Annotated in this window: 24 protein-coding genes and 1 rRNA gene; 23 read left to right on the forward strand and 2 right to left on the reverse strand. The window is 40.7% G+C overall.

What is annotated here, in order from left to right; genetic code table 11:
- The 8 genes from rrf (at window position 1) to hisC (ending at window position 7,484) form a co-directional block, all read left to right on the forward strand.
- A 5S ribosomal RNA gene (gene rrf, locus FTT85_RS08425) occupies window positions 1-115 on the forward strand.
- A gap of 279 nt (window positions 116-394) precedes the next feature.
- A complete protein-coding gene (locus FTT85_RS08430) occupies window positions 395-1,849 on the forward strand; it encodes an RNA polymerase factor sigma-54 (RefSeq protein WP_180183306.1) in 1,455 nt (484 codons plus the stop codon).
- Between the two features lie 169 nt (window positions 1,850-2,018).
- Window positions 2,019-2,351, forward strand: a complete 333-nt coding sequence (hpf, locus tag FTT85_RS08435; protein WP_078191195.1) for a ribosome hibernation-promoting factor, HPF/YfiA family — start codon at window positions 2,019-2,021, stop codon at window positions 2,349-2,351.
- Between the two features lie 135 nt (window positions 2,352-2,486).
- Window positions 2,487-2,738: a BolA family iron metabolism protein IbaG gene (ibaG, locus tag FTT85_RS08440; protein WP_078191194.1), complete on the forward strand. Its 252-nt coding sequence runs from the start codon at window positions 2,487-2,489 to the stop codon at window positions 2,736-2,738.
- A gap of 6 nt (window positions 2,739-2,744) precedes the next feature.
- On the forward strand, window positions 2,745-4,001 hold the full coding sequence (gene murA, locus FTT85_RS08445) for a UDP-N-acetylglucosamine 1-carboxyvinyltransferase (protein WP_078191193.1): 1,257 nt from the start codon (window positions 2,745-2,747) through the stop codon (window positions 3,999-4,001).
- A complete protein-coding gene (gene hisG / locus FTT85_RS08450) occupies window positions 4,001-4,702 on the forward strand; it encodes an ATP phosphoribosyltransferase (protein WP_180103104.1) in 702 nt (233 codons plus the stop codon). Before murA ends, hisG begins: the two co-directional genes overlap by 1 nt.
- Before the next feature lie 201 nt (window positions 4,703-4,903).
- Window positions 4,904-6,205, forward strand: a complete 1,302-nt coding sequence (gene hisD, locus FTT85_RS08455; protein WP_180059839.1) for a histidinol dehydrogenase — start codon at window positions 4,904-4,906, stop codon at window positions 6,203-6,205.
- A 181-nt stretch (window positions 6,206-6,386) separates the two neighbouring features.
- Window positions 6,387-7,484, forward strand: coding sequence for a histidinol-phosphate transaminase (hisC, locus tag FTT85_RS08460; RefSeq protein WP_180183307.1), 1,098 nt, complete (start codon window positions 6,387-6,389; stop codon window positions 7,482-7,484).
- A 104-nt stretch (window positions 7,485-7,588) separates the two neighbouring features.
- Here hisC and pabB read toward each other — a convergent pair whose 3' ends face one another.
- Entirely contained in the window at window positions 7,589-8,929 is a 1,341-nt protein-coding gene (gene pabB, locus FTT85_RS08465) for an aminodeoxychorismate synthase component I (RefSeq protein WP_180183308.1), read from the reverse strand.
- A 256-nt stretch (window positions 8,930-9,185) separates the two neighbouring features.
- On the opposite strand from pabB, the gene FTT85_RS08470 reads away from it, so the two are divergent.
- The 6 genes from FTT85_RS08470 (at window position 9,186) to FTT85_RS08495 (ending at window position 17,604) form a co-directional block, all read left to right on the forward strand.
- A complete protein-coding gene (locus FTT85_RS08470; RefSeq protein WP_180183309.1) occupies window positions 9,186-10,235 on the forward strand; it encodes a DUF6160 family protein in 1,050 nt (349 codons plus the stop codon).
- A gap of 196 nt (window positions 10,236-10,431) precedes the next feature.
- Window positions 10,432-11,265, forward strand: coding sequence for a C39 family peptidase (locus tag FTT85_RS08475; RefSeq protein ID WP_180040850.1), 834 nt, complete (start codon window positions 10,432-10,434; stop codon window positions 11,263-11,265).
- A 60-nt stretch (window positions 11,266-11,325) separates the two neighbouring features.
- On the forward strand, window positions 11,326-12,525 hold the full coding sequence (locus FTT85_RS08480) for a hypothetical protein (RefSeq protein ID WP_180183310.1): 1,200 nt from the start codon (window positions 11,326-11,328) through the stop codon (window positions 12,523-12,525).
- 12 nt (window positions 12,526-12,537) lie between these two features.
- The gene (locus tag FTT85_RS08485) at window positions 12,538-14,202 is read left to right on the forward strand and encodes an OmpP1/FadL family transporter (protein WP_078192369.1); all 1,665 of its coding nucleotides are present in this window, start codon (window positions 12,538-12,540) and stop codon (window positions 14,200-14,202) included.
- A 14-nt stretch (window positions 14,203-14,216) separates the two neighbouring features.
- Window positions 14,217-15,566 carry a putative pilus assembly protein FilE gene (gene filE, locus FTT85_RS08490; RefSeq protein ID WP_180183311.1) on the forward strand — a complete coding sequence of 450 codons (1,350 nt, stop codon included), beginning with the start codon at window positions 14,217-14,219 and terminating at the stop codon, window positions 15,564-15,566.
- Window positions 15,567-15,588: 22 nt separating this feature from the next.
- Window positions 15,589-17,604 carry a hypothetical protein gene (locus FTT85_RS08495; protein ID WP_180183312.1) on the forward strand — a complete coding sequence of 672 codons (2,016 nt, stop codon included), beginning with the start codon at window positions 15,589-15,591 and terminating at the stop codon, window positions 17,602-17,604.
- 68 nt (window positions 17,605-17,672) lie between these two features.
- Here FTT85_RS08495 and FTT85_RS08500 read toward each other — a convergent pair whose 3' ends face one another.
- The gene (locus FTT85_RS08500; protein WP_078192366.1) at window positions 17,673-18,221 is read right to left on the reverse strand and encodes an NUDIX hydrolase; all 549 of its coding nucleotides are present in this window, start codon (window positions 18,219-18,221) and stop codon (window positions 17,673-17,675) included.
- A gap of 126 nt (window positions 18,222-18,347) precedes the next feature.
- Here FTT85_RS08500 and FTT85_RS08505 point away from each other — a divergent pair, with 126 nt between their 5' ends.
- From FTT85_RS08505 to FTT85_RS08545, 9 genes are all read left to right on the forward strand, one after another.
- The gene (locus tag FTT85_RS08505) at window positions 18,348-18,956 is read left to right on the forward strand and encodes a CoA pyrophosphatase (RefSeq protein ID WP_078191182.1); all 609 of its coding nucleotides are present in this window, start codon (window positions 18,348-18,350) and stop codon (window positions 18,954-18,956) included.
- Window positions 18,957-18,991: 35 nt separating this feature from the next.
- Window positions 18,992-19,522, forward strand: coding sequence for a gamma carbonic anhydrase family protein (locus FTT85_RS08510; RefSeq protein ID WP_078192364.1), 531 nt, complete (start codon window positions 18,992-18,994; stop codon window positions 19,520-19,522).
- A 163-nt stretch (window positions 19,523-19,685) separates the two neighbouring features.
- Window positions 19,686-20,354, forward strand: coding sequence for a tRNA (adenosine(37)-N6)-threonylcarbamoyltransferase complex dimerization subunit type 1 TsaB (gene tsaB, locus FTT85_RS08515; protein ID WP_180183313.1), 669 nt, complete (start codon window positions 19,686-19,688; stop codon window positions 20,352-20,354).
- A gap of 12 nt (window positions 20,355-20,366) precedes the next feature.
- Complete coding sequence (locus tag FTT85_RS08520; protein ID WP_078191179.1) at window positions 20,367-21,191, forward strand: undecaprenyl-diphosphate phosphatase; 825 nt, start codon at window positions 20,367-20,369, stop codon at window positions 21,189-21,191.
- Between the two features lie 5 nt (window positions 21,192-21,196).
- Window positions 21,197-22,003 carry a class I SAM-dependent methyltransferase gene (locus FTT85_RS08525; RefSeq protein ID WP_180183336.1) on the forward strand — a complete coding sequence of 269 codons (807 nt, stop codon included), beginning with the start codon at window positions 21,197-21,199 and terminating at the stop codon, window positions 22,001-22,003.
- Window positions 22,004-22,128: 125 nt separating this feature from the next.
- On the forward strand, window positions 22,129-23,520 hold the full coding sequence (locus tag FTT85_RS08530; protein WP_180183314.1) for a C13 family peptidase: 1,392 nt from the start codon (window positions 22,129-22,131) through the stop codon (window positions 23,518-23,520).
- A gap of 28 nt (window positions 23,521-23,548) precedes the next feature.
- Window positions 23,549-24,394 carry an S-formylglutathione hydrolase gene (gene fghA, locus FTT85_RS08535; RefSeq protein ID WP_180183315.1) on the forward strand — a complete coding sequence of 282 codons (846 nt, stop codon included), beginning with the start codon at window positions 23,549-23,551 and terminating at the stop codon, window positions 24,392-24,394.
- Between the two features lie 131 nt (window positions 24,395-24,525).
- On the forward strand, window positions 24,526-25,632 hold the full coding sequence (locus FTT85_RS08540) for a YjgN family protein (RefSeq protein WP_180109464.1): 1,107 nt from the start codon (window positions 24,526-24,528) through the stop codon (window positions 25,630-25,632).
- Between the two features lie 14 nt (window positions 25,633-25,646).
- Window positions 25,647-26,708: a M48 family metallopeptidase gene (locus FTT85_RS08545; RefSeq protein ID WP_180183316.1), complete on the forward strand. Its 1,062-nt coding sequence runs from the start codon at window positions 25,647-25,649 to the stop codon at window positions 26,706-26,708.
- The last annotated feature ends 24 nt before the right edge of the window (window positions 26,709-26,732 follow it).

Consider the following 26,732-nt stretch of genomic DNA (forward strand, 5'->3'; position numbering starts at 1 on the left):
GCTGGCGACAATAGCAAGAGTGAACCACCTGATCCCTTCCCGAACTCAGAAGTGAAACCTCTTAGCGCTGATGGTAGTGTGGGGTTACCCATGTGAGAGTAAGTCATCGCCAGCTCATTATTCGAAAACACCCCCTGATACGTCAGGGGGTGTTTTTTTATGCACGAAGAAAAAGGGGAAGCTGAATGGAGAGGGAATTAGAGTAAAATTAATAATAAATCTAATTAAATAATTCATTTATAAGGCGAATTGTTCCTAATAGAAGAATGAATTAGCTGAATAATGAGTCTAAAAAAGACAAAAAATCGGGCGTTCTCTTCGAAATTATGCTATAAAAAATAAAACGGCATAAAAATTGCTTATAAAGTGCGGTTAATTATAGGGGGAGTTATTAATGAAATTAGCGATGGGGTTAAAGGTTGCCAATTCCTTATCATTAACACCTCAATTACAACAAGCCATTCGTTTATTACAGCTTTCAAGTTTGGAATTGGAACAAGAAATTCAAATCCAACTCGACAGTAATCCTCTATTAGAGAAAGTTGAAGAACAAAATACCGTTGAAAGTTTAAATAGCTTACAAAAACAAGAAAGGGAAAATAAAGACTTAACCAATGAATTAAATGCCGATCATTTACCTGATGAGTTACCAGTGGATACAGAATGGGATGATGTATATACCCATCAACCCACAAGTTTAGGTGCTGCTGAATTTGAAGAGCGCGAAGATAATCGGCAGGGGCATCAAAGTTTACAAGCGCATATGCTTGAGCAAGTTAATCTTTTACACTTTTCTATGATCGATAAACTAATTGCACACTGTATTATCGATGCTTTAGATAACAAAGGTTTTTTAGATTGTGACTTAAATGAAATTACCCAATCGGTTCAGCATCTTTTAGACTCTATGGATTATGAAGAAGAAGTCGAAGATGACGAAGTTTTAGTAGTTTTAAAGCATATTCAGCGTCTAGATCCTGTAGGGGTAGGCTCACGCAATCTTGCCGAATGTTTAATGGTGCAAGTTGAAAATCTTCCTGAACATGTTGAATATCGATATGAAGCTATTTTATTATTGAAAAATTATGAATTGCTGATTAGTAATGAATTACCCAAGTTGATTAAGCAAACGGGATTAAATACAGAACAGCTCAAACTAGCCATTTCTTTGTTAAAAACATTAAAAGCGCATCCAGGGCAAGAGTTTGAAGATAAAGATTCAGACTATCAAATACCAGATGTTGTGGTCTTAAAAAAGAATGAACATTGGTTGGTTCAATTAAATCCTGATGTAATGCCAAAACTACGGGTAAATTCTTTTTATGCCAATATGATCAAGCGTGCAGATCAAAGTGACGATAATCAATATTTACGAAATCAAATGCTTGAAGCAAAGAATTTCATTAAAAGTATTGATGAACGACATAAAACATTATTAAAAGTAGCGACATGTATTGTTGAGCATCAACGAGCGTTCTTTGAACAAGGTCCTGAGGCAATGAAGCCTTTGGTACTACGAGACATTGCCGAAGAAGTCGAACTCCATGAATCCACAGTTTCCCGTGTAACCACAAATAAATATATGCTCACACCACGTGGATTATTTGAGTTGAAATATTTCTTCTCAAGTCATGTTGGAACGTCATCGGGTGGGGAAGCGTCTTCGACTGCAATTCGTGCAAAAATTAAAAAGCTGATTGCAGAAGAAAATACACGTAAGCCTTTGTCTGATAATGCAATTGCAGTTTTGCTTAATGCGGAAGGTATTGATGTTGCTCGTCGTACGGTTGCGAAGTATCGTGAATCGTTACATATTCCATCATCTTCAGAGCGAAAAGTGTTGATCTAAATTTGAAAATCTGACTATTCTAGAGGTTCATTATGACGAAATAATGAATCTCTTTTTTATATAAGGAATAGCCGAAATGATCTGATCGTGTAAATGTATGCTTCGCATATTGAGTTGGATAATTCGGCTTGAACTTTTCCAGTCCTGAAAGAAGGTGAGGGATAGAATTATGCAGATTACAATTCGTGGCCACCATTTAACAATTACGCCAGCAATAGAAGAAAATATTCGTCTTAAATTTGCGGAAATGACCAAACATTTAGATCAGGTCAATAGTATGCAAGTTAAATTGACCAAAGATCATCAAGTTGATAAACGTTCAAAAAAAGGTAGTGATAATCATATTGCGGAAGCGATTATACGATTACCTGGGACAGAACTTTTTGCACAAGCGTGCGCTGATGATATGTATACCTCGATCAAAAAATTGTCTGAAAAATTAAAAAAACAATTACATAAACATCGAAAAATGCAGCTCATTTATATGCCTTTAACGGTTTAGATTGTAAATTGTACAAAAAGAGGTTTTTTATAACCTCTTTTTTTATATATATAATGTATGTGACTAATGAATTATTTTTTAGATTTATAGTAAAATGACGGGTTTTACACCGTTAGTCCTATATGGGGTCTTGTGATGAATAGTGAACAGCTCACTGAAATTTTAAAAGCTGCTTTTCCAGAAGCTGAGGTTGCAGTTAGTGGGCAAGGCGGCAAATTTGATCTACGCATTGTCGATGATCAATTTGAAGGCAAACGTCCTGTTGCTCGTCAACAATCTGTTTATGCACCTTTGAACTCCTACATTGCCAGCGGTGAAGTACATGCAGTAACAATTCGTGCAATGACCAAAGAAGAATGGCGCAAAGCAAGCTTATTCGGAGCTTAATAATTAATGGATAAATTTCTGATTCAGGGCGGTACTAAGCTCGAAGGTGAAGTTCGTATTTCTGGTGCGAAAAATGCTGCATTGCCATTACTCGCTGCAACTATCCTTGCGGATACACCTATTACATTAACTAATGTGCCAAATCTAAAAGATGTGAACACCTTAGTGAAATTGATCGCAGGTTTAGGTGTTCAAATCAGTTATGAAGGTGATACGGTTAAGGCTGATACTTCTAGCTTAGATAATCAATTTGCACCATATGAACTCGTGAAAACCATGCGTGCATCTATTTTGGTGCTTGGCCCGTTATTGGCGCGCTATGGTAGTGCAAAAGTGTCTTTGCCGGGTGGATGTGCAATTGGTTCACGCCCTGTAGATCAACATTTAAAAGCTTTAGAAGCACTTGGTGCTGAGATCGAAGTTGAAGCAGGTTATGTGCATGCCAAAGTGGATGGTCGTCTAAAAGGTGGCGAAGTTGTCTTTGATATGGTCACAGTTGGTGGTACTGAAAATATTCTAACTGCTGCGGTTCTTGCAGACGGTGTAACGACCATTCGTAACGCGGCTCGTGAACCTGAAATTACCGATCTTGCTAATATGTTGATCAAGATGGGTGCAAAAATCGAAGGTTTGGACACAGATACTTTGGTTGTTACAGGTGTTGAAAGCCTACATGGCTGTGAATATGCCGTTGTTGCTGATCGTATTGAGACAGGTTCTTATCTCGCTGCAGCAGCGATCACTGGCGGTAAAATCAAAACCACACATACTGATCCAAACTTGTTGGAGTCTGTGCTAGATAAATTTGAAGAAATGGGCGCGGAAGTTACGCGCGGTGAAGATTGGATTGAACTGGATATGATGGGTAAACGCCCGAAAGCAGTTAGTTTCCAGACTTTACCACATCCAGAATTTCCAACCGATATGCAAGCACAGCTGATGGCTGTGAATGCAATTGGTCGTGGTTTTGCCACAATTTCTGAAACGATTTTCGAAAACCGTTTCATGCATGTACCTGAATTAGCACGTATGGGTGCCAATATTCAGGTTGAAGGTAATGATGCTGTTGTTACAGGTGTAGAGAAATTATCTGCTGCACCCGTGATGGCAACTGATTTACGAGCTTCTTTCTCATTGGTTTTAGCAGCACTTGCCGCTGATGGGGAAACGTTGATTGACCGTATCTATCATATTGACCGTGGTTATGAAGATGTTGAAGCGAAGTTACAAGGTTTAGGTGCCCAAATTAAGCGAGTAAGTTAATGAGCGATATGAGAAACGATGATCCCAATTTTGACGTAATGGGCAATTTTGATCATGGTTTAACTTTAGCATTAAGTAAGGGACGTATCTTAAAAGAAACTTTGCCATTGTTGGAAACAGCTGGCATTAACTTATTGGAAGATCCGGATAAATCTCGTAAGTTAATTTTTCCAACGACCCATAAGCACGTACGTATTTTAATTTTACGTGCTTCTGATGTACCAACTTATGTTGAAAATGGTGCTGCAGATATTGGGGTGGCAGGTAAAGATGTGCTGATGGAGCATGGTGCACAAAATGTGTATGAACCATTGGACTTAAAAATTGCCAACTGTAAGTTAATGACGGCTGGTAAAGTCGGCATGGTTCGTCCGAAAGGTCGTTTAAAGATTGCAACCAAGTACGTCAATTTGACCCGTCAATATTATGCAAGCTTAGGCGAGCAAGTTGATGTGATCAAACTGTATGGTTCTATGGAACTTGCACCTTTGGTTGGTTTAGGTGATTACATCGTCGATGTTGTGGATACAGGGAACACTTTACGTGCCAATGGTTTAGAGCCTTTGGAAGAAATCTGTAAAGTGTCTTCACGTTTAATCGTGAACAAAGCAAGCTTTAAACGTAAACAAATTTTGTTGAATCCAATTCTTGCACAGCTAGAAAAAGCCGTGGAAGAACGCGAGCAAGCAAAAAAAGCATAAGTTGTTAAGTTTCTAGCTATGCTGATCAAACCGCTCAAATTTGGGCGGTTTTTTTATGAAAACTGAAAAATAATGATAAAACTGTATTTTCATCAATTTTAACGAAAGTTATTTTCAATAAAACTCCACATGAACACATGCGATAGATGTCCACAAGCTGCTGTAAAACAGGTAAACTAATCTTTTCCAATAGATTACCTTGTGGGTAAATTGATGCGACGTTTATCGACTCAAGATCAAAACTTCAAGCAAGCTTTTGCTGACTTGTTGGCTTTTGAAACTGTGAATGATCCAGAACTTTTAAAAACCGTTGACCAAATCATTGCTGATGTTCGTCAGCATGGTGATGCTCATGTTCTTAAATTGACACAGCAGTTCGATCGACATCCAGCGCATCAATTCTCAGAATTAGAGCTGACACAAGAACAGCTGAAAGCAGCATTTGATGGTTTAAGTTCAGAAGTGCGTGAAGCCTTAGAACTTGCTGCGAACCGTGTTCGTGAATTTCACCAAGCACAAAAGCAAGACGGCTGGACCTATGTTGATGCTTTAGGAAATACCCTTGGTCAAAAGGTCACACCGCTGGACCGTGTAGGTATCTATGTACCAGGTGGTTTAGCTTCTTATCCGTCTTCTGTATTGATGAATGCTGTACCTGCGCATGTTGCTGGCGTGCCTGAAATTATTATGGTGGTGCCTGCGCCGAATGGTGATTTGAATCCATTGGTTTTGGCAGCAGCTTACTTAGCCGGCGTACACCGTGTATTTACCATTGGCGGCGCGCAAGCGGTTGCAGCATTGGCTTATGGTACAGAAACTATTCCATCTGTGGACAAAATTACTGGCCCGGGCAACCGTTTTGTTGCTGCAGCAAAACGTGCAGTATTTGGTCAAGTCGGTATTGATATGATTGCAGGGCCATCCGAAATTTTGGTCTATGCCGAAGGCCAAAACAATGCTGAATGGCTGGCAATGGATTTATTGTCACAAGCGGAACATGACACTGTGGCTCAAGCGGTATTTATTACGCCAGATGCAGAACTTTTAGATCAAGTTGAGCAATGGATTGAAAAGCATTTAGAAGCGTTACCAAAAGCGGATATTGCGCGTACTTCAATCGAAAACCGCGGCGCATTGGTTTTAGTCAAAGACCGTGCTGAAGGCGCTGAATTGATTAACCAAGTTGCGCCTGAACATTTGATGCTGTGCTTGGATCAAGCACAGGAAATGGCTGAAGATATCCGCCATGCCGGCGCGATTTTCATGGGTCGATATACACCGGAAGCGATTGGTGATTATTGTGCAGGTCCAAACCACGTGTTGCCAACCTCCGGCACAGCGCGTTTCTCATCACCGCTCGGTGTTTATGATTTCCAAAAGCGCTCAAGTTTAATCATGTGTTCTGAAGATGGCGTGAAAACTTTAGCGAAAACGGCTGATACATTAGCGCAGCAGGAAAACTTAGATGCGCATGCGAGATCTGCGAGATATCGTTACCAGTAATAAAATATAGACTAGGTGAAAAACTTAGTTTTCCAAAACTATAAACCTCTCCCTAACCCTCTCCTGAAAGGAAAGGGGAAATCTCATAAAATGAATATTCCTCTCCCTGAACGAGCTTTAAGGATTCCTTTAAAGCGAAGTGCAAGAGAGGTTAGGATAGGGTGAAAAAGAGCAAAATAAAATGCCAAATATTACCTCTGAACAAATGCGTTTTTGGAGCCCTGATGTACGTGAATTAGAACCGTACACACCGGGTGAGCAGCCTAAAATCCAAAATATTTTAAAACTCAATACCAATGAAAATCCGTATCCGCCATCGCCAAAAGTGGTGGAAGCAGTACAAAAAGTGTTGGTAAATTCTGCTGATGTTTTACGTTTATACCCAGATCCAGATGCGTCAGAGTTAAAGCAAGCGATTGCCAAACAGCAGCATGTGCCTGTTGAGCAAGTCTTTGTCGGCAATGGCTCGGACGAAGTGCTGGCGCATATTTTTAAAGCCTTTTTTGTGCAAGAGCTACCGGTTTTGTATCCAGACATTACCTACAGTTTTTATCCAGTATATAGCCAATTTTTTGGCATTGCGGCCAATACTAAAATTTTGCCGCTGAACGATGACTTTGAAATTGTGGTGGATGACTATAAACAGCCGAATGGCGGTATCATCATTACCAATCCGAATGCGCCTACCAGTATTGCTTTAGGTTTGTCTGCAATTGAGGAAGTGTTGCAAGCCAATCCGAATTCAGTGGTTGTGATTGATGAAGCGTATGTCGATTTCGGTGCAGAATCTGCTGTGGCTTTGGTTGCGAAATATGAAAACCTTGTGGTTTGTCAAACGACGTCTAAGTCGCGTTCACTTGCTGGTTTGCGTGTGGGTTTCGCGATTGCGCAGCCGCATTTAATCGCAGCGCTTGAGGCAGTAAAAAACAGCTTTAACTCCTATCCGATGGACCGTTTTGCGATTGCAGCAGCCGTGGCGTCATTTGAGGATCAAGCGTATTTTGAAGCGCAAAATGCCAAGGTGATTGTGAGCCGTGAAAAACTTGTAGAGCAGCTTTCTGAGCTGGGCTTTAAAGTATTACCCTCTGCGGCAAACTTTATTTTTGCATCATTGCCAACGAAAGACGCGGGTGAATTAGCTGCTGAATTGCGCGAACGCGGAATTATTGTGCGTTACTTCAATAAGCCGCGGATTAATCAGTTCCTGCGGATCACCATTGGTACAGATGAACAAAATCAGCGCCTTGTGGATACTTTGAAAAACGATATTTTGGCTTAATCTTTGCAAGCTCCGCGAAATGTAAATCTAGCCGAACCCTCCTTTTGAAAAGGGTAGTTGGGAGTGATTCATTAAAAAAGCGATTCAATTGAATCGCTTTTTTGTTATTCAGGTTTATGCCAGGTATTTAACAAATTCAGCATCGCTTCAACTTTATCAAAACATTCTTGATATTCAGCATCGCAATCTGATGCGATGGTGATTCCGCCGCCTGCCCACAGCGAAACCTGATCTTGGTATTTTTGAATAGAGCGGATCAAAATATTCCAAGAGCCCGTGCCATCGTGATTAAAATAACCCATCGAGCCGCAATAGGCACCGCGTGGGGAGCCTTCAAGTTCTTCAATGATTTGCATCGCACGAATTTTAGGCGCGCCGGTAATCGAACCGCCCGGCAGTGCCGACATCAGAACCTCAAAAGGATTTACATTTGTTTTCAGCACGGCTTCAACTTCACTGACCATGTGATGCACTTGATTAAAACTTTCAATATCAAAAAGTTTAGGTGTTTTTACAGAACCTGTTTCTGCATAAACACTCAAATCATTACGCAGTAAATCGACAATCATGACATTCTCAGCCATGTCTTTTTCAGATGATTTTAACCGTTGTTTTGACTGCTCATCTAAAATTGGATCTTCATAGCGAGGCATCGTGCCCTTGATTGGCTTAGTAATCATCTTGCGTTCAGGCTTAAAATCTATAAAAAGTTCAGGCGAACAACTTAAAATTTCAAAATCATCAATACGTAAGTAGCCTGAATATGGTGCATCAGTCAGTGACCAAAATTCTTGAGCGGTTTCTAAGAGTGAACCGTTTGCTTGAGCTGTGAATTCTTGGGTTAAATTAATTTGATAGCAATCGCCCGCTTTAATATATTCCTGCACTTGATCAAAGGCTTTTGTGTAGTCTGACTTGGACCATCTTGCAATACATTTTTGCGTTAATTTAAATCGATCTTGAGCGATCTCGGTTTGAATTAGGTGATCAATGTAGTCGTAAATCTTAGCTGCAGAATGATCAGAACTATAAAAATACCAACCATCATCTTCTAATTTTAAAAAACTGGAAAATTGTCCTAAAAACAAGCGAGGTTGCGCTTTGGCATGCAGGGAAATCTGTTGCTGCGCTGCATAATCATAGCTAATAAAACCAGCCCAGCCCCCAGAAAACCCGCTGCCCAATTTTGAACATAAATCTTGGAAGGCGATATCTTGTAAGGGCTGAGTATCACATTCCTCATATTGATCTAAATGACTACGGACATAAGTTTTAAGTTCATCATTCTTAAATTGCTGATATTGATTTGCCAAAAAGCAAATAACAGGTTGGTTTTGATCTTCTAAAAAAATCACATGTGACAAGGGTGCAAGCGCTTGCAAAAATTTTTGAGCACTAATAGTTTGTTTAAGAATAAATTTTTTAAAAAAAATCGGCTTTTGCATCAACAGAGAAATTAAATTTAAAAACTAAAATGGATTTTATACCATTCCTAATTCATTTGGTTTGCAAATACCGTTTATCGGTAAGAATTAGATTGCGACCAACGACAGTTGAACAAATTTTAGCTTGGATATAATTTAATCGAGCGAGCAAACGACTCAAGGAAAGGTTTAACAGTTGTCACAAAATAATATTACAGCTGAATAAATCGAGTGGTTGAAAATCAAAAAAAAATAAATACTCTTGGGAGAGTACCGTATGAAAAATTTCACTAAATTAGCTCTAGTTTCTTCAATCGCATTTAGTGCGAATGCTATGGCTATGCAAGCAATGGACGATGCTGCACTTAGTTCAACCACTGGTCAAGATGGTATTAACATCGGGATTGGTATTTCAAAAGTTGCAATCGAGAAACTTTACATTCACGATAATGACGGTTTAGCAACTGATGCAAAAAACGTTGTGACAGGTACAAAAGTTACTTTTGATACAACTACAACTCCTCCTACGCCAACAGGTTTTGCTGCAAATGCAGAAGTTTCTTCAACAAATATTGTTGGTGGTACAGGTGTAGCAGGTGCTCTTTTAATTAAGGGGAACGGGATAGCCGGTGATGCTAATGAAAAGCATGGTCTTGTAATTACTGCGAATTCACAAGCTTTGTTAGCAAGTCATAATTTGGCTGATTTACGTATTGACTCAGATGCTGGTAATTCTGCAAAAGGTGGAGCATTTGTTAATATTGCAGCACAAGTTTCAGGCTTAGATATTAAAATTGGTGAAATTGGTGTGACTGCATCAGGTACGGCTGGTACAACAGGTATTCGTCGTGGTGGTGATGATAGCAACTACAATGCAATTCTTTCTGGTTTAACTTTGAAAACAGGTCAGATGGCTGCAAATATTCAACTTGGTGCAGCTCCACAGGGTGCAATGATCAAATTGAATACAACTATGATTGGTGGTTTAGAGATTCAAAATCTAGGTATTCTGGATGCATCAACTAAAAACGCTACACGTGCTGCTGGTGAAATCTTTGTTGAAAGCATAAAAGTTGCTGATGCGGGTAAAACAGACTTAACCATTAACCAAGATATTAGTGTTTATGGTGCAGAAGGAACATCAAAAGGATATATTAAAATGGTGAGCAACTCTGGTCCAATTGATAACTATGTGAAAGGTGTTCATTTAGGTAGTCGTACTGCTGGTTCAATTGGTGATATCGAAGTTCAAGGCTTGCAAACATATTATAGCCCTAGTTTAGGTGTTTATAATCCAGGTTCTGTGATTACGATTTCTAGTAAGTAATTTAGAATAAAATAAGGCGCGTGTTGATCACGCGCTTTTTTTTACAAAAAAGTGCGGAATGACCCAACAAAGCATAAAAAAATGCTGTTTTTTTATAAAAAAAAAGGTATCTTGCATAATACATGGATGTAGAGCATTAGCTCTAAAAAATAATGAAAAAAGGCACATCATTGCCGATAACTAAAAGTTAGAAGATATGTTAGAGATAGCTGTAGGCTCGGCATTGATGTATTACTTTGCCAAAGAGTCCTTCGATTTAAAAGAAAAGCCAGTCGGAACAGTTCACTATACCGAAACATTGGATTCACGAAATGATTCCTTTACTCGGATGCACCGTGAATCTGTAAAAATTAAACCTGCCATAGAAGATCAATTTCGAGGCATCGTTCGGCAAGCCTACGACTACAGTTGTGGTTCAGCAGCCTTAACCACTTTATTAAATGGTTATGTAGGTACACAGCTGACTGAGCAACAGACCATGAATGGTTTGCTGAAATTTGGTGAAACTGAAAAAATTATCGAACGTCGAAGTTTCTCCTTATTAGACATGAAACGTTTTGTCGCTGCTGTCGGGCTAGAAAGTGGGGGCTACAAAGGGGAGTTTTCAGATCTAGTTAAGCAAGGTCAGCCTGCGATTGTTCCCATTTCATATGCTGGTTTTAAACATTTTGTGGTGTTTAAAGCCTATAAAGATGGGCGTGTTTATGTTGCAGATCCAGCACTGGGCAATATCAGTTTCGATGAAGTTCGATTCCAAGAAATATGGGAAAACAACACATTATTTTTAATCAATGTTGCGCCTGAGCAACGTAAAAATTTATTGGCTTTGCAAGATTCAGACTTGCGACATGTTGAAGATGCAACCGTGAACCGTTATGCATTGGTTGATATTCAATATCCGCAGTTTTACATGGAAAAAATTGCAGACAAGGCATCTACGATACGACTTGATAAAAATATGAATGAAGAGTCGGAGTCATATGGTAAATCGAATTACAACTTTCTAAGGCTTTACTATAAGAGTAAATAATTAGATGAATGCGTATAACAAAGCGTCAGGATTAAAAAAATAAAAACGGTGGGAAGGAACATGAATCGTAAATGGATGAACAAAACACTACTAGCCATGAGTATTCAGGTGGTGATGGGGGTTGCCTATGCAGCTGAAGAGCCAAGCCTTGGAGAATATGATCCGGTTGAACAAGAGACAGTCGTAGAAGAGTCTGTATCTCCTGCTGCTGTAACCCAAGCTGATACTGCACAAGAAGCTGCTGCCGAGCCAGAAATTGGACAGTATGAATCTGTTGAAGAGCCAGTACAAGCTGAGGCACCACAAGTAGAAAGTGCGACTGCCACTGAAAAGGCATCGACAGCACTTCAACAGCAAGAGGGTGATGCGAGTCAAGAAGCTAACTTACAGGAAGTATTTAGCTCGAATGATCGTCAGTATTCATTGATTAAAAAAGGTGAAATATCATCTTTTTATGATATCGATTATACCTATTATCGTGATACTCAACTTGATATGGAAATGGCACAAGGCCAACTTTATCAACTCCGTGTACAAGAGAATGCCACACACTCAATGACCAATACATTTACCGTGCAATACGGTGTAATGGACAATTTGACATTCTCTGCATCTGTGCCTTTAGTGGCGAAAACTGATTTATTAAAAGATACTTCAACCGCGGGTTTAGGGGATATTTCTTTAGGCGCACGTTGGGAACCCTTCCCATTGAAGCAAGGTCGTTTACCACTGATTTTATTTGGTAATTTGTCTACGAAAACAGGTGACAGTCCATACGAAGTCAATGCAGTAAATGATCTAGCAACAGGTAAAGGTTACTATTCGGCAGGTATCGGTGCCAGCACACGTAAATATATTGATCCCGTTGTGTTGTTTGCATCTGTCTCAGCCAACTATGGTTTCAAAGAAACTGGTTTAAACCAACGTCGTGGTACGCGTGTCATTGAAGAATTTGAACCGGGAATTAGTGGCGGTTTTGCATTCGGTTTTGCATACTCGTTTAACTACGATGTTTCCCTCACCATGTCATATCAACAAAGTTTCAACACTGGCGCAGAATTTACCTATAGCAGTGGCGAATCCTATTCACCTGCAGACCAAACCAGTTCAACTCTAGCGATTTCTTTAGGTGTACGTGTATCACCGGATACGATCGTGAACGGTACGGTGGGGCTAGGTTTAACTGAAGATGCACCAGATGTGTCATTAGGACTGTCTTTCCCGTTAGATATCCTAGGTTTTGGAAAAAAACTTCGTTAAGAGGGCTGTCGTATGCGTAAAATTCGACTCAGCCCACTTGTTAGTGCGATCGTTTTAACGGGCTGTTCTAGTGCTGCTTTTGCACAATTGGGTACCAACCTTTCAGTTGATGTAAGGTCACTTGCATTAGGTAATGCAGTGACTGCTGATCCTCCGGGGATTAGTGCCGTGCATTTTAACCCTGCAGCATTAACCAAAATTGAAGGTTTGCAAACCGATATGCAGGGGATTATTGCAAACTTTGATATTCAACGTGAATTTACCGTCCCTGCGGGTTATAACGTCTTTGGTTATTCTGATGACCCAATGGTCTGTAATGATGGCCCTGAAGTAACGGCAGATATATGTACGGACTTTAAAGATAAGGTTTCTGGTGATGTTGAATATGCATCCCTATATGTACCTGTCTTAAAAAAGATGGTGGATTTTGGTGCTGGACAACCCATTGCCGCGCCAACGATGGGAATTGCCTACAATCCACCAGGTTCTAAAGCAACATTTGCATCAGCCGTTTATGCGCCTTTGATTGCGGGTTTTGGTGCTGAAAATGGCAACCCGGGTAATTTTATGGGGCAACAAGTTGCTCTAGAGCGTATTACTTATCTATCGCCAACGGTGGGTTATCAAGTCAGTGATGAGCTATCGATTGGTGGTGGTGTAGGGATGTCCTATCAAGCCATTGGATTGAAATCTGATCTACGATTTCCCAATGAGTTGATCGGCATGTTAAGGATGATTGATGAGGTCGTCTGTACGCCATTCAAGGAAAATTCGGACATTATTACCGACATCTTGCTATTGGGGATGTGTAATACCGAAGAAGGGATGAACCCATTTGGTAAATTTGGTCAGATGGAGTTAGCTTTAGAGCAGTCACTGAGCCCAAGTTATAACTTAGGGGTTTTGTGGGAGCCACGCGAAGATTTTAGTTTTGGTATGGTGTACCAAAGCGCTGCGAAAATGCGCATGAAAGGCCGATATCGCATTCATAATGCAAAAGCGCCTCAGGAGATGATTAAGGGATTAATGTCATCACCAACAGGTCAAATTTTAGCTGCCATTTTAGGTTTTCCAAATGCCGTGCCTAACTCGGAGTCGGGTTTGGTTTCGATGGATTTTGAATATCCACAGCACGTACAGGCCGGGATCAAATATAAGGTTATGCCTGATTTACAAATTAATTTTGATGTGGGCTGGACCGATTATCGTGCTTGGGACAAATTCCGTTTTGAATTCGACCGTCAAATTTCAGCGCTGAAAATTGCAAAATTATTATCTGAAAATGTGACTGATAATTCTTTGGCCTTACCTTTGAAATTTACATCGCCTTGGAACTGGGGTATTGGTATTGAATATTCTGCAACAGATCGTTTGAAATTACGTGCAGGCTATGAACCACGGAGTACCTCTATTCCTGATGGTAAGCGAAATACCATGGTCCCAATTAATGGTGCGCAGCTCTTTGGTATGGGGATTGGATATCGTTTTGATGCAGATACGGATTTAGATTTATCAATCGGCTTTTTACGCAGTAAAGATAACATTCCAGCAAATACTAGTAGTCTTGCAAACTTAACCGGTGTGAATAACTTACTTTTAAACCCATATGCTGGACTGAATGTAAAAACCGATACGAAAATCACCATCCTAGGATTAAATTACAGAACTCGTTGGTAGGATAAGCAGACAGAATGAAAAGGATTTTATTCATAAAAACGTTACTTGCACTGTCTGTGGTGCAAGTGTCATATACCAACGCTGGGGGGTTTCATACCATTATTGGGCCAGATGGGCGCCCAATGGTGGTACAAGTGCAAGAAAAACCAGCAAAGAAACCTAAAGAAAGTCCAACTGCTAAAACGATAGACTCTCAACCTGTACAACAAATTATTCAACCATCCGTAAGCATTAGTCCGTCTCAAACCAAGACACCGATGACACGTCAAACGAGTCCAACAGCACAGGCTGTTGGACCGGTGAATTCTCAACATTTAAGTATACGCGAGCCGGAAAAACGGGATGAAATTAAAGCTGTCACAGTAGATAAAATTAAAGACGTCTCAGGGGATAAAGTTCGCAAATCTGAAAAGTCAGCACAAGCGGCAGATACGACAGCAAAAGTCTTGCCTTCAACCGCATGGACAGAAAATTTACAGCAATCAGAGCTAGCCCAACCTCGTGAAGCGTATCAGTCCACAGTTCTAGCTGAAAAAGATAAACCTGTCTTCGAGAAAAAGATCCTTGCTGAGAAAGTAGTCAGTACTGATCAATCCGTACGATCTTCAGGTGAAAACTTAGAAAATCATCCTTCAAAACAATCGGCTAAGGCAAAACAAGAGCAAGGCTTTTCGACGATGGCTGGTGAAAAGTATGTCAATAATGAATATCTTGAAGATAAAGAGTTTAACTTAGAAGGCAAAAAGCGCTTTTACACCATGCCCGAAGGCGTTATTGATAGCAAGATGGGGCAAACGCGAATGCAAACCATTGAACGTGAAAAAGGTGTCAGTCGCTCCGTCATTGATAATTTATTTAAACGTAATCAACCCGAAGATACAGGCCCAATCACTTTAGCCACATCATATTATCGGGTGTCACAAGCTGACACCATTCAAGGTTTAGGTCAGCAATGTTTTTCGAATAAAAAAATGAAGAAAGCCAAAGAGCTCGACTTAGCTCAAGATATTAACTTATGGCCTCGAGCACCATTGTCTGACGAATTTGACTATGAAGTCGTAAAACTAAAATCACCATTACAAAATATTCGTATACATTCATTTGCATCCAAAGTACAAAATCCTACATTTTATTGGCCATTTGCGGTATTTTTAGACAAAAATGGGTGTGTCATGGAAGGCGCAGGTGGATTCAAAAATAACCAAGGTGAAGCGGATCATCTTTACCATGAAAAAATTGAAGGCGTGATTCAAGTGCCTAAAGGTAGCCAGTATTTATTCTTAACGCCTTTAGCAACTGCAATAGACGTCGATGGCCGCGTATTAACCAATCAAGGCCAACTTAAATTAACAGCAATCCGTTAAGGACATAAGAAAGAGAATTAGGATGAAAAATAAAATTTTATTACCGTTTGCTTTAACGGCATTGGTTGCAGCGCTCAGTGGCTGTGGCGGTGAAAGTGCAAATGTGAATCCTGAAATTTATGATACCAGTACGACCAATGGTACTTGTAAAAGTAATACCGAAGGCTGTGTTGAGTTCGTTTTAGATTATCCAATTGAAGGTCTGAATTTTAATTGTTCGAGCGACGTTAAAAATACCTACATTACTTTATTTGATCTAAAAGAAGGTGTTTCGACAGGTGCTTGTAAGATTGGCGATACGGTAACTTTCTTTGTCCAAGGTGAAAAATCACGTCGAATTGATTTGGGTAAAGTAGATTTGAAGCAAATTTCAAATGTAGCCAGTGGCACGACACCCCCACGTTTGACCTTATTGGATTTGGCTGCCGGCATCGCAGGTAAACCTGCTGCAACAATTTCAAATAGCGACGCAACGGTTAAAGTGGCCATGCGTTTAGCCAAAATTATTCAAGCCTTGGCTTTGAAAAATAATAGCGCAATTACAGCTACAGATATCCAAGCGGTTTATATCAACAATGCAGATAAAGTACTGATTGATCAAATCACTCGAAATGTCGCGACTGCTGACTTCAGTATCAGTTCAGATACGGAATTTAATAACCTGTTTACGCCTTGGCTAGACTTGTCAGAAGTCAGCAATGAAAACGCATTTACCTTAGTTTCAAAACTCATGAATATCTCAACGGCTGCGGTATATCAGCCTGAGTTTGCGTTGTTTTCAACTGATGGAGTGATTACCAATGCCAGTGGTTCAAATGGACTGGTGGGCTGTGATAAAAATGAATGTTTGCCGACCGATAGTTCAAAAGTCAATTTATTTGGTCATTTCATGTTAATGACGGACCGTCAAGGCATGACCTTTGGTAGCGGTTTACAGTGGAAGGGTAAAGTTGATCAACAGTTGAGTACCATTGGTGGTGTGAATGTCTTGCTCTTGACGCAGGTACGACCAACACGTTTAACAGCAACGCCACAGGATAATTGGATTGATCCGCTTACCAAGCAAATTGATAAACCTGGCATTCTGGGTTTCCGTTTTGATGCAGAAGAAGCCAACTCTGGCCCGCTGATTATTAAACAAGGGACGCTACTTGCCGACAAAATGGTGGTCGGTACGGGTGGAAGTTTATATAAAACGTTAATGGCTAAAAAAGATGATTATGTTCTGACGGCCGATGATAAGAAAAAATTAGGCCTGTGGGAGCAAAACATTAACCAAGTGCAATTTAAAGGCACGATGGATTTATACAAGCTTTATCCGCTGTCGTATTTAGACAAAAAAGTCTTTAAGTCTGTTGAAAATGTTGCTGCTGGACAAAATTATATCTTCCCGTTGTATGCAGATTTAACTTTTAAATTTACCGATACTTCGACCAAAACAGTGAAATTGGGTGTGGTGATTGACCGTAATGGTGATATTCGCACAAATATAAAATCTGGCGTGCCAGACGATGTATTTACTCGTCAAGACAGTCAAATTGTCGATTTGTCTACACACGCGACGGAAGGCTGTAGCGGAAAAGATGTGCTTGACCCACTGTTAATGAAAGATGATAAAGGTGTACAGCAATATCGTATCGGAACGACAACCCGTACCTTTACACCTGAAGGAAATATCAATCCAAATACCATTTCGATTCGTATGATTTTAGCTGACCCATATTTCCATACGCTTGATGGCGCGCTGATTGGAATGAACTCAAGTGTGAAAACTTCAGCGGATACCTCAATGGTTGTAGGCGGTGCTTTAGTGCAGTTACACAATATGATCAATGCCAATGCAGGCACGCGTCCCTCTGGCGTTGCTTTGACGGATTCGGATAATAAAGTGGTGAAGTGGGGGAATAGTTTGGCCAGCTTTAGTTATATTTATAGCTTAAAAAATCCAAATGATACTGCTGCGGCTCAAACGGCGAAGTTAAGCGGTGGTGATATTTCATTAGAATTGGCCCCGTGTTACACCATCAAGGCTAAATAATAGTTTAAATCTTAGAAAAATAAAAAAGCCCATCAGTGATGGGCTTTTTTAATATTGAGAGTAGCAAATTAACCAGTGTGATCGAGTCGCGTACCAAGGGTTTCGAGATGCATTTCAAACTGACCTGTTTTGCGGTCAGCAAAATAATGCCGCAGCGTTCTTTCCACACTTGGAAAGGCTAAATCATCCCAAGGAATATCTTCTTCACTAAACAATCGTGATTCAATGGTTTCATCACCCGCACCAAATTCACCATTGATTAGTTCAGATTTGAACAAGGCATAAATTTGTCCAATACGGGGAATGTTATACATGCAATATAGTTGCTCAATGTTGACTTCTGCTTCGGCTTCTTCGCGCGTTTCACGCGCTGCACCTTGCTCCATTGTCTCATAGAGTTCCATATAGCCAGCGGGTAATGTCCATAGCCCATAACGTGGCTCAATCGCACGACGGCAAAGTAAAACTTGATTGTCCCAAACGGCTAAAGCACCACAAATGACTTTAGGATTCACATAATGAATAAACCCACATGCGGTACAAATACGGCGTATCTGATGATCTCCAAGCGGGATCGCTTCTTTTGTTTTTTGTCCGCAGTTTGAGCAAAAGTTCATATTCATCGTCATGGATTGTGTGAACCGTCAGAATAACTTAAAAATAAAACTTTGGCATCATTTCTAACCAGCTTGGCCGAAATTCAGCTATGATGAAAACAAGATAATTATAAGGATGTAATGTGGATGGATGAGGGTTTATTGACTCAGCGATTGCAGCAAAGTTTACGTTTTTCTAAGCGTATTCAACCTGCGCATGCTGCTGTATTGATTGCGATTACCCAAGAAGATAATCCACGTATTTTATTGACCCGCCGCTCACTCTATATGAATAATCATGCCGGTGAAGTGTCCTTTCCCGGTGGCAAACGTGATGCCCAAGACACCAGTAATATCGTGGTGGCGTTAAGAGAAGCCCAAGAAGAAACCGCTCTAAATCCATTTGATGTGCAGCTTTTGGGTGATTTACCGATGCAAAAAGCACGGAATGGGATGTTGGTTAAACCGATCGTGGGGTTGATCCCGCCTGACGTAAATTTGATACCTCAACCCACTGAAATTGACCGTATTTTTTTTGCATCATTAAGACAGCTTTTAGAAACGCCACCAACGCCGTATGAAGTTCGTTTTGCCCAGCAATCACTATATTTCCCCAGTTTAAGAGTTGAAAATGAAATCGTTTGGGGTTTGACTGCACGGATGTTGATTTCCTTATTTCAATATGGTTTGAATTATCAAAAAGAATGGCCTTTTTTATTAAATTCTCCTTCATTTCATTTGGGCCGTGAGCCTTAAACCTTTTTTAGAAAGTCAAAATAGGATGTTTGATCATGTTGTACAAGTTTCAAGGATATAGCCCGAAAGCCACACATCAACCTTGGGATGGTTGGGTTGCAGAAAATGCAACGGTCATTGGCCAAGTTGAATTAGGCCGAGAAGTGAGTGTCTGGTTCGGAGCCGTCATCCGAGGGGATAATAGTCGTATCAAACTGGGTGATTTTACCAATGTACAAGAAAATGCGGTGCTGCATACCGATGCGGGCATTGAAATGATCATTGGTGATTATGTCACGATTGGGCATCAAGCCATGCTACACGGATGTACCGTAGGTGATAATAGTCTGATCGGAATCAATGCCGTGGTTCTAAATCATGCTGTGATTGGTAAAAATTGCATCATTGGTGCAAATGCTTTAATTCCAGAAGGGAAGGTGATTCCGGATAACTCTGTTGTGATGGGGTCACCGGGTAAAGTTGTTAAGACTTTAGATGAACAAGCGGAAGCACGTCTAAAAATGAGTGCCATGCACTATGCCGCTCATTTTAAACATTTTACTCAACTCGAAGTCGCTGAACTTTAGAGCGCTATATATGGCAAGCAAAAGAGCCTCGACGTTTGTCGAGGCTTTTTTTATGGCTTAAAGACAGAAAGCGCTGTGTCTGAGGTGGAACATCTCGCGAACTGCGATGGAGTGGAGTATCATATTCAACGTTTTTTAAGATTAAATTTAATTAAGGTTGCGCATGAAATTACTGGCATTGGAAACTGCCAATGAGCAGTGTTCCGTCTCGATTGTAGATGAAACTCAAGAGCTTTATTTTCAACTCGATTTACGGGCAAAAGCGCAGACGCAAACCATTCTCCCAATGATTGAGCAAGGGCTTAATCAAACTGCTATTGAGTTAGCGGATTTAAATGCAATTGCATTTAGTCGTGGGCCTGGCTCATTTAGTGGTGTTCGTATTAATGCAGCGGTAACACAGGCTTTGGCATGGGCCAATGACGTACCTGTTGTTCCAGTCTCGACTTTGCAAGCTTTGGCTCAAGCGGCGCATCGTCTACATGGTTTGACTGAAGTAACAGCAGTCCTTGATGCTCGCATGCAAGAAGTGTATATCGCAAGCTATCAACTCGATGCCAATGGCATTATGCAGGCTGTAGATGAAGAACAACTATTAAGTTACGCAGATGCCACCACACCACAGATCAAATTTACTGTCGTGGGTTCTGGTAGTGAGCTCATTCAATCAGAACAAACACAATACAAAGACTTAAGTGCAACAGCACAAGATATTGCTACTATTGCCCGCGAAGCGGCGCAAAGAAAAGCATGGGTGAGTGCTGAACTTGCATTGCCCGTATATTTACGAGATAACGCCTGGAAGAAAATTTCAGAACAAGGCAAGCCATAATTAGGGTTATATATGGATCTTCTACTGCTGCTCAAAGCGGCAATCATGGGTATTGTTGAAGGTATTACCGAATTTTTACCGATTTCAAGTACAGGGCATTTAATTCTGGCTTCAGAATTAATGAACTTTTGGACCAAAGAAAAAAGTGATGTTTTCGTGATCGCAATTCAAATGGGGGCGATTGCGGCGGTGATTTATGAATACTGGGGCCGCCTGTGGGGCGCAGCAACCGGTATGGTGACTGGTGAAGAAAAAGGTCGCCGTTTAGGTTTTGGCTTAATTCTCGCTTCGATTCCAATCGTGTTGATTGGTTTGACGTTTGGTCAGACGGTGAAAGAACTGCTGTTCAATAACATTGCGATTGCTATGGGGTTGATTATCGGTGGTTTGATCATTATTTGGATCGAAAAAAATCCACCGCAGGTGCGTGCCAAAGAAGTAGAAGATTTAACCATTAAAGATGCGATTTGGATTGGTTTAATTCAGGTTTTATCTTTAATTCCAGGGACTTCACGTTCAGGTGCAACCATTATTGGTGCTATGTTCTTGGGTGTTTCCCGTAAAGCAGCCACTGAGTTTTCATTCTTTTTGGGTATTCCGGTTATTGTCGGTGCAGGTTTACTGGATTTATATCAAAGCTATGATGTATTTCAAGGCACTCAAGATTGGACTGTGATCGCCGTTGGTTTAATCGTTTCATTTGTCTCTGCATTGATTTTAATTCGTGCGCTTGTCGCTTATGTGGCAAAACGTGATTTTATGATTTTTGCGTGGTATCGAATTGTTTCAGGTTTATTGATTTTATTGTTCGCATTTACAGGCTGGAAATTATGGTAAGCGAAATCCGCTTATACACAGAACAAGAGTTTCATGAGAAAGCACAGCAGTATTCTGCTGTGCTTTCTTCACGTGGCGTATCTGTAAATATTGAATTAATTGAAAAATTAAACGCGCGTTTTTTACGTTTAAACCCTGAACTCAGTTTGTGTGTCGATGCAGATGGTTTGTGGTTGGCGGCCAATGGCATGAAGATGCAACCCGATTGGAAAGCAGAAGTGGGACGTTTAAAGCGAGCATCTTTAAAGTCTGAGATGATTGCACGTGCGTGTAATTTGGCAGAAAAACCACAGCTTGTGGATGCAACCGCAGGGCTAGGGCACGATAGTTTATTGATGGCCCATTTGGGTGCGCATGTGACCCTTGTGGAACGTCATCCGATTTTATTTACCCTATTGGAAGACTCACATCAACGTGCGCAGCAAGATGTATTTTTAAATTCGGTTGTGGCTCGAATTGAATTGGTCTTTTCAGATTCGGCAGATTATTTGCAACATTTATCGACGACCAATCAAATCTTTGATGTGGTTTATCTCGATCCGATGTTTCCGCAGCGAGATCAAAACCAGCAAGCCGTCAAAAAGCAAGCGCAGGTCAAAAAACAAATGCAATTATTGCATTTACTGTTACCTGAAGATGGTGAAATGGATTTAGGTGATAATTTACTGGATTTAGCACAAAAAATTGCTAAACGTGTTGTGGTTAAACGTCCACGATTGGCGGTTTTTTTAGCGAATCAAGAGCCGCAACATCAGTGGCAAGGTGATGCTTGTCGCTTTGATGCATATTTCCAACATGATCTTGTGACTTAAAATGATATTTGCTTCAATATTGTTCAAAGATTTGTTATATAGTTAAAAAATAGCATTGCTAAAAACGACATCAGGCATAAAATTATTTGTGCAATTAAGCGAGCCAAGGCCACCATCAGAACTCTATGATTGATTTCAAACCCTCCATCAATTTTTGGCATGATTTTAAAAGCAACCAAACTGCGGGGATGTGGTTATTTTTGGGGTCTCGTCGTTCTTTACAAATCGTTCGACCATCGATTTTACAATTGGTGTTTTGGGGGATTTTAGGTGGTTGTGCCAACAGTTTATTTAGTTGGCTCAGCACGGGGCGTATTGGCGAATTTAATGCCCAAGGTCTCATTAGCTACGCATTGTGGCCATTTATTGCTTTAATCGTGGGGATTTTCCTGTCACAACGTGTGAATAATCCACGGTTAATGTTGGTCCCAGCATTGCTCTGGTTGGTGCTTGATACGCACATCATGTTGTTTCAATGTTTGATTCAATATATGGGAGATCTCGATTTTCTCCCATACTTCCTATATGACTACATTCCAACGTTATTCATTATTCTATTTGTTTGGCAAAGTCTAGCTGTCGTTTGGGTATTTTCACGTGAACTGAAATGGCCATGGTGGGAGCGAGCACTGATTATGGGTGCGACGCTATTTACTTTGGTCGTGTGGCAAGTCTCAGTCAAAGATCAGCCGATTTGGAAAGTGGAAGAAGTTCCACCAAGCTTTGCTGAAGATGCCTTGTATGCACAAAGCCGTTTGCTCAATAAATCTTTAGACGCAGTGGAATATGGTGAATTTGCCCAATCCCATTGGTACTTCTTAGGGGTGGCTGGTGCGAGTTATCAAGATGTCTTTAAACTGGAAATTGAACGGATTAAAGAACAGTTTGATACACGTTTTGGCACCTATGGGCGTTCGGTTGAGCTTATCAATAACCCTGCAACGCGTACTGAAATTCCGCTGGCATCTAAAACCAGTATGGAGTTGGCGCTGCGTCGTATTGGTCAACAGATGAACCGAGAAAGTGACGTCTTATTTTTATATATGACCTCACACGGTTTACCTAATGTCTTTGAAATGGAAAATGCACCTTTGGATTTGGCGCAAGTCGATCCTAAATGGTTAAAAGAAGCCTTGGATGCATCCGGAATTCGTTGGCGAGTGATCGTGATTTCTTCATGTTATTCAGGCAGTTTTATTCCAGCATTGCAAAATGATAATACTTTAATCATTACTGCATCGGCAGCTGATCGACAGTCTTTTGGCTGTTCGAATGAAGCTGAATACACCTATTTTGGTCGTGCGTTCTTTGATCAGGCGATGCGTAAGCAGACCAGTATTCAAGCGGCATTTAATGAAACCAAAGCGACTGTTGCGAAATGGGAAGCAGCGCAAGGTTTCGAACCTTCTGAACCGCAGTGGTCGATGGGGAAAAACATGGCATTAATGTTGCCTCAATTAGAACAACGATTGTTCCCGCCGACAACTACTGCACCGGCTACGACGGTTACGCCTTAAAAGATCAAAAAAGTTTAGGATAAAGATCATGGAATTAGTACAACGAAATACCTGTTTTGCGGGTGAGCAGCGTATTTATCAATTGGATTCTTCAAGTTTAAAAACCACGACAAAGTTTGGTATTTTTCTGCCGCAAGCAGCCTTGCAAGGCCAAGCGTGTCCTGCATTGTTTTATTTGGCGGGATTAACCTGTACCGAAGAAACCTTTGCTATTAAAGCGCATGCACAGCGTTTAGCTGCGCAGCTCGGCCTGATTTTAATCAGTCCTGATACTTCTCCACGTGGGGAACAGGTAGCGCAAGGCGATCATTGGGATATTGGGCAAGGCGCAGGCTTTTATATTAATGCAACGGAACAACCGTGGGCCGAGCATTATCAAATGGAACGTTTTCTTACTGAAGAGTTGTATTCGCTAGTACAGGCTGAATTTCCGGTACAAAAAGCTGCGATTGGCATATTCGGACATAGTATGGGCGGTCATGGTGCATTAACTTTAGCGTTGAAGCATCCGGACCTGTTTAAATCGGTTTCTGCTTTTGCACCGATTTGTGCGCCGAGTCAGTGTCCATGGGGTGAAAAAGCTTTTAGCCAATATATAGGTTCAGACCGTCAGCAGTGGCTTCAGCATGATGCAACAGCTTTAGTGCAAACCAAAGGGGCTTTGTTTAAAACCATTTTGATTGACCAAGGCATTGATGATCAATTTTATAGCCAGTTAAATCCGGCGTTGTTTCAGCAAGCGTGTGAGCAAATTGGGCAGCCACTCGAACTGCGTGAACATGCAGGCTATGATCATGGGTATTATTTTATTCAAAGTTTTATGGATGATCATTTGCAATTTCACGCTGTCCAATTGCAAACAGTAGTTCATTAATTTAAAAGCCAGTGGTTAAAAAATATTGAGGCATAGCTTGCTTTGATATACGTATAAATAAAGCATGGTGATGTGCATTGCCATGCAAATGAATAAATTCGACATACCAAAAAAAATAATTTAGGGTACTTATGCAAAATTCACAAATGGAAACGCCGCTTCCGCCAGAGCTGCCCGTGATGAATCCACCGAGTCTATTTGGTGAGACAGAACAGGCTGATGTTTTGGGACGAAATTATCATTTTAGGTTTAAAGGTAATGCGTCTGAATATTTCGGTATTTGGATTGTGAATATCTTACTGACGATTGTCACGCTTGGACTTTATGCGCCTTGGGCAAAGGTCCGCCGTTTACGTTATTTTTACGGTAATACTTGGGTATTTCAGCGTCGTTTTGACTTTACTGGTTTGCCTACAAAAATTTTAGTTGGACGCATCATTGCGCTAGTGGTCTATGGTGGTTTCTCTTTTGCTGCAAAATATTCTTGGGAAGCTTTCTTAGCGGGCTTTGTCCTGATCTTTTTCGCAGTTCCTTGGCTCATCCGATCTACGATTCGTTTCCGTGCTCGTAACAGTAAGTTTAGTAATAGCCGATTCTTTTTTTCAGGGACAAATAAAAGCGCGTATTGGTGCTTTGTTAAATGTCTTGCAGTGGTTGTCTTTACCCTCGGTTTGTTTACACCAGTTGCGGTCTGGCTATATAAACGTGAATGTCTGAATCATTTATATCTAGGTCAGTTGAAATTTAATCTGAATAATACGTGGGGCGATTATATGCGTGCCATGTATGTGCCTTTATTTCTGTTTATGGGCTTTGGTGCATTGCTGGCAGTAATCTTTGCGATACTGTTTGGTAGTTCAGATGGTTTAAATGACGCATCTTATGTCTTCATTATTTTTGGTATGTATTTGATTGGCTATATGTTTATTTGGCCACTCACAGCTGCACGTATTTTTATTACCACTTGGAATAACACTACGTTGAGCCGCAGTCAGTTTCATACGGACTGTAATCAATGGCGCTATGCATGGATTGTCTTGAGCAATTGGTTGGCTAAAGTGATTAGCCTCGGTTTACTGACACCATGGGCAGTTGTACGACTATATAAATATCAGACTGAATCTTTGCACTTAATGTTGGTCGATGATCCAGACCAATTACAAAATCAAATGCAGCAAGATCACAATGCGATTGCTGAAGAATTATCCGATATTTTTGACCTAGATATTTCCTTATAACGCAGGTGAATTACATGAAAACATCAGTAGTGAATGCAACCTATTATGATGGGAAAGTGTCAAAACCCTTTGTTGCTCAAATCAGCGCAGATGGGGAACATGCTGTGATTGTGCGTTATGGTCAAGACCTAGAACAAACACAGCATTACACCTATCAAGATATGACGCTGATCGGTGCTTTGGGTGATATTCAGCCAGTGATCGAGTTAAAGAACGATGCTCGTTTAGAGTTTCATCAACCCTTGCCAGAGTGGTTTAATCTAGATGTAAAGTCGCGTTGGCATTCGATTTGGAAGTTAGAGCGTTCACCTTCTCTAATCATTTTTAGTGTGATTTTCGTGGTGGCTTTTGCTTTTGTATTGATTAAATGGGGCATACCTGCGGCGTCACATGTGGTGGCCAACCAACTTCCTGAGACAGCTTTAAAGAGTTGGGGCGATCAGGCTGAAAAATATATTATTGATATGACTGAACCCACAAAATTGCCACAAGCACGCCAAGATAAGTTGAAGCAAGAATATCAACAATTCGTGGCTGAAAATCGTCCTGCGAAGTTGTTATTCCGCGGTGGTGGCAGCATCGGTGCAAATGCATTGGCGATACCCAATAACACCATTATCGTGACAGATGAGTTGGTTAAATTAGCGAAAAATGATTATGAGTTAATTGGTGTACTTGCACATGAGCAGGGGCATTTAGTTCAACGCCATAGTTTGCAGCAAAGTTTGTCAGGTTTAGGCATCAGTATTATTTTGTTGATGATTACAGGAGATGGCTCTGACATTCTTACCAGTTTGCCGGTGGCTGCGGTGGGTGCGAGTTACTCTCGAGATTTTGAATCTGAAGCAGATTTATATGCCCTAAAACAACTTTCAAAACATCAAATTCCAACGGCACATTTTGCAAACTTCTTACAACGTATGGAAGATGAAGCTGATGGTGAAACAGCAAAAGAGAAAGGTGCAAAGGATGAAAGTGCCAAAGATCAGAGATCTTGGACAGACTTCTTTGAGTCACATCCAGCGACGAAAGCCCGTATTGATGCAGTCAGAAATTATCAATCACATCAGCATTGAGTGAAAGGCTTTGACAATATGGCG

This window comes from Acinetobacter sp. YH01020, assembly GCF_013420275.1.
Lineage (GTDB): Bacteria > Pseudomonadota > Gammaproteobacteria > Pseudomonadales > Moraxellaceae > Acinetobacter > Acinetobacter amyesii.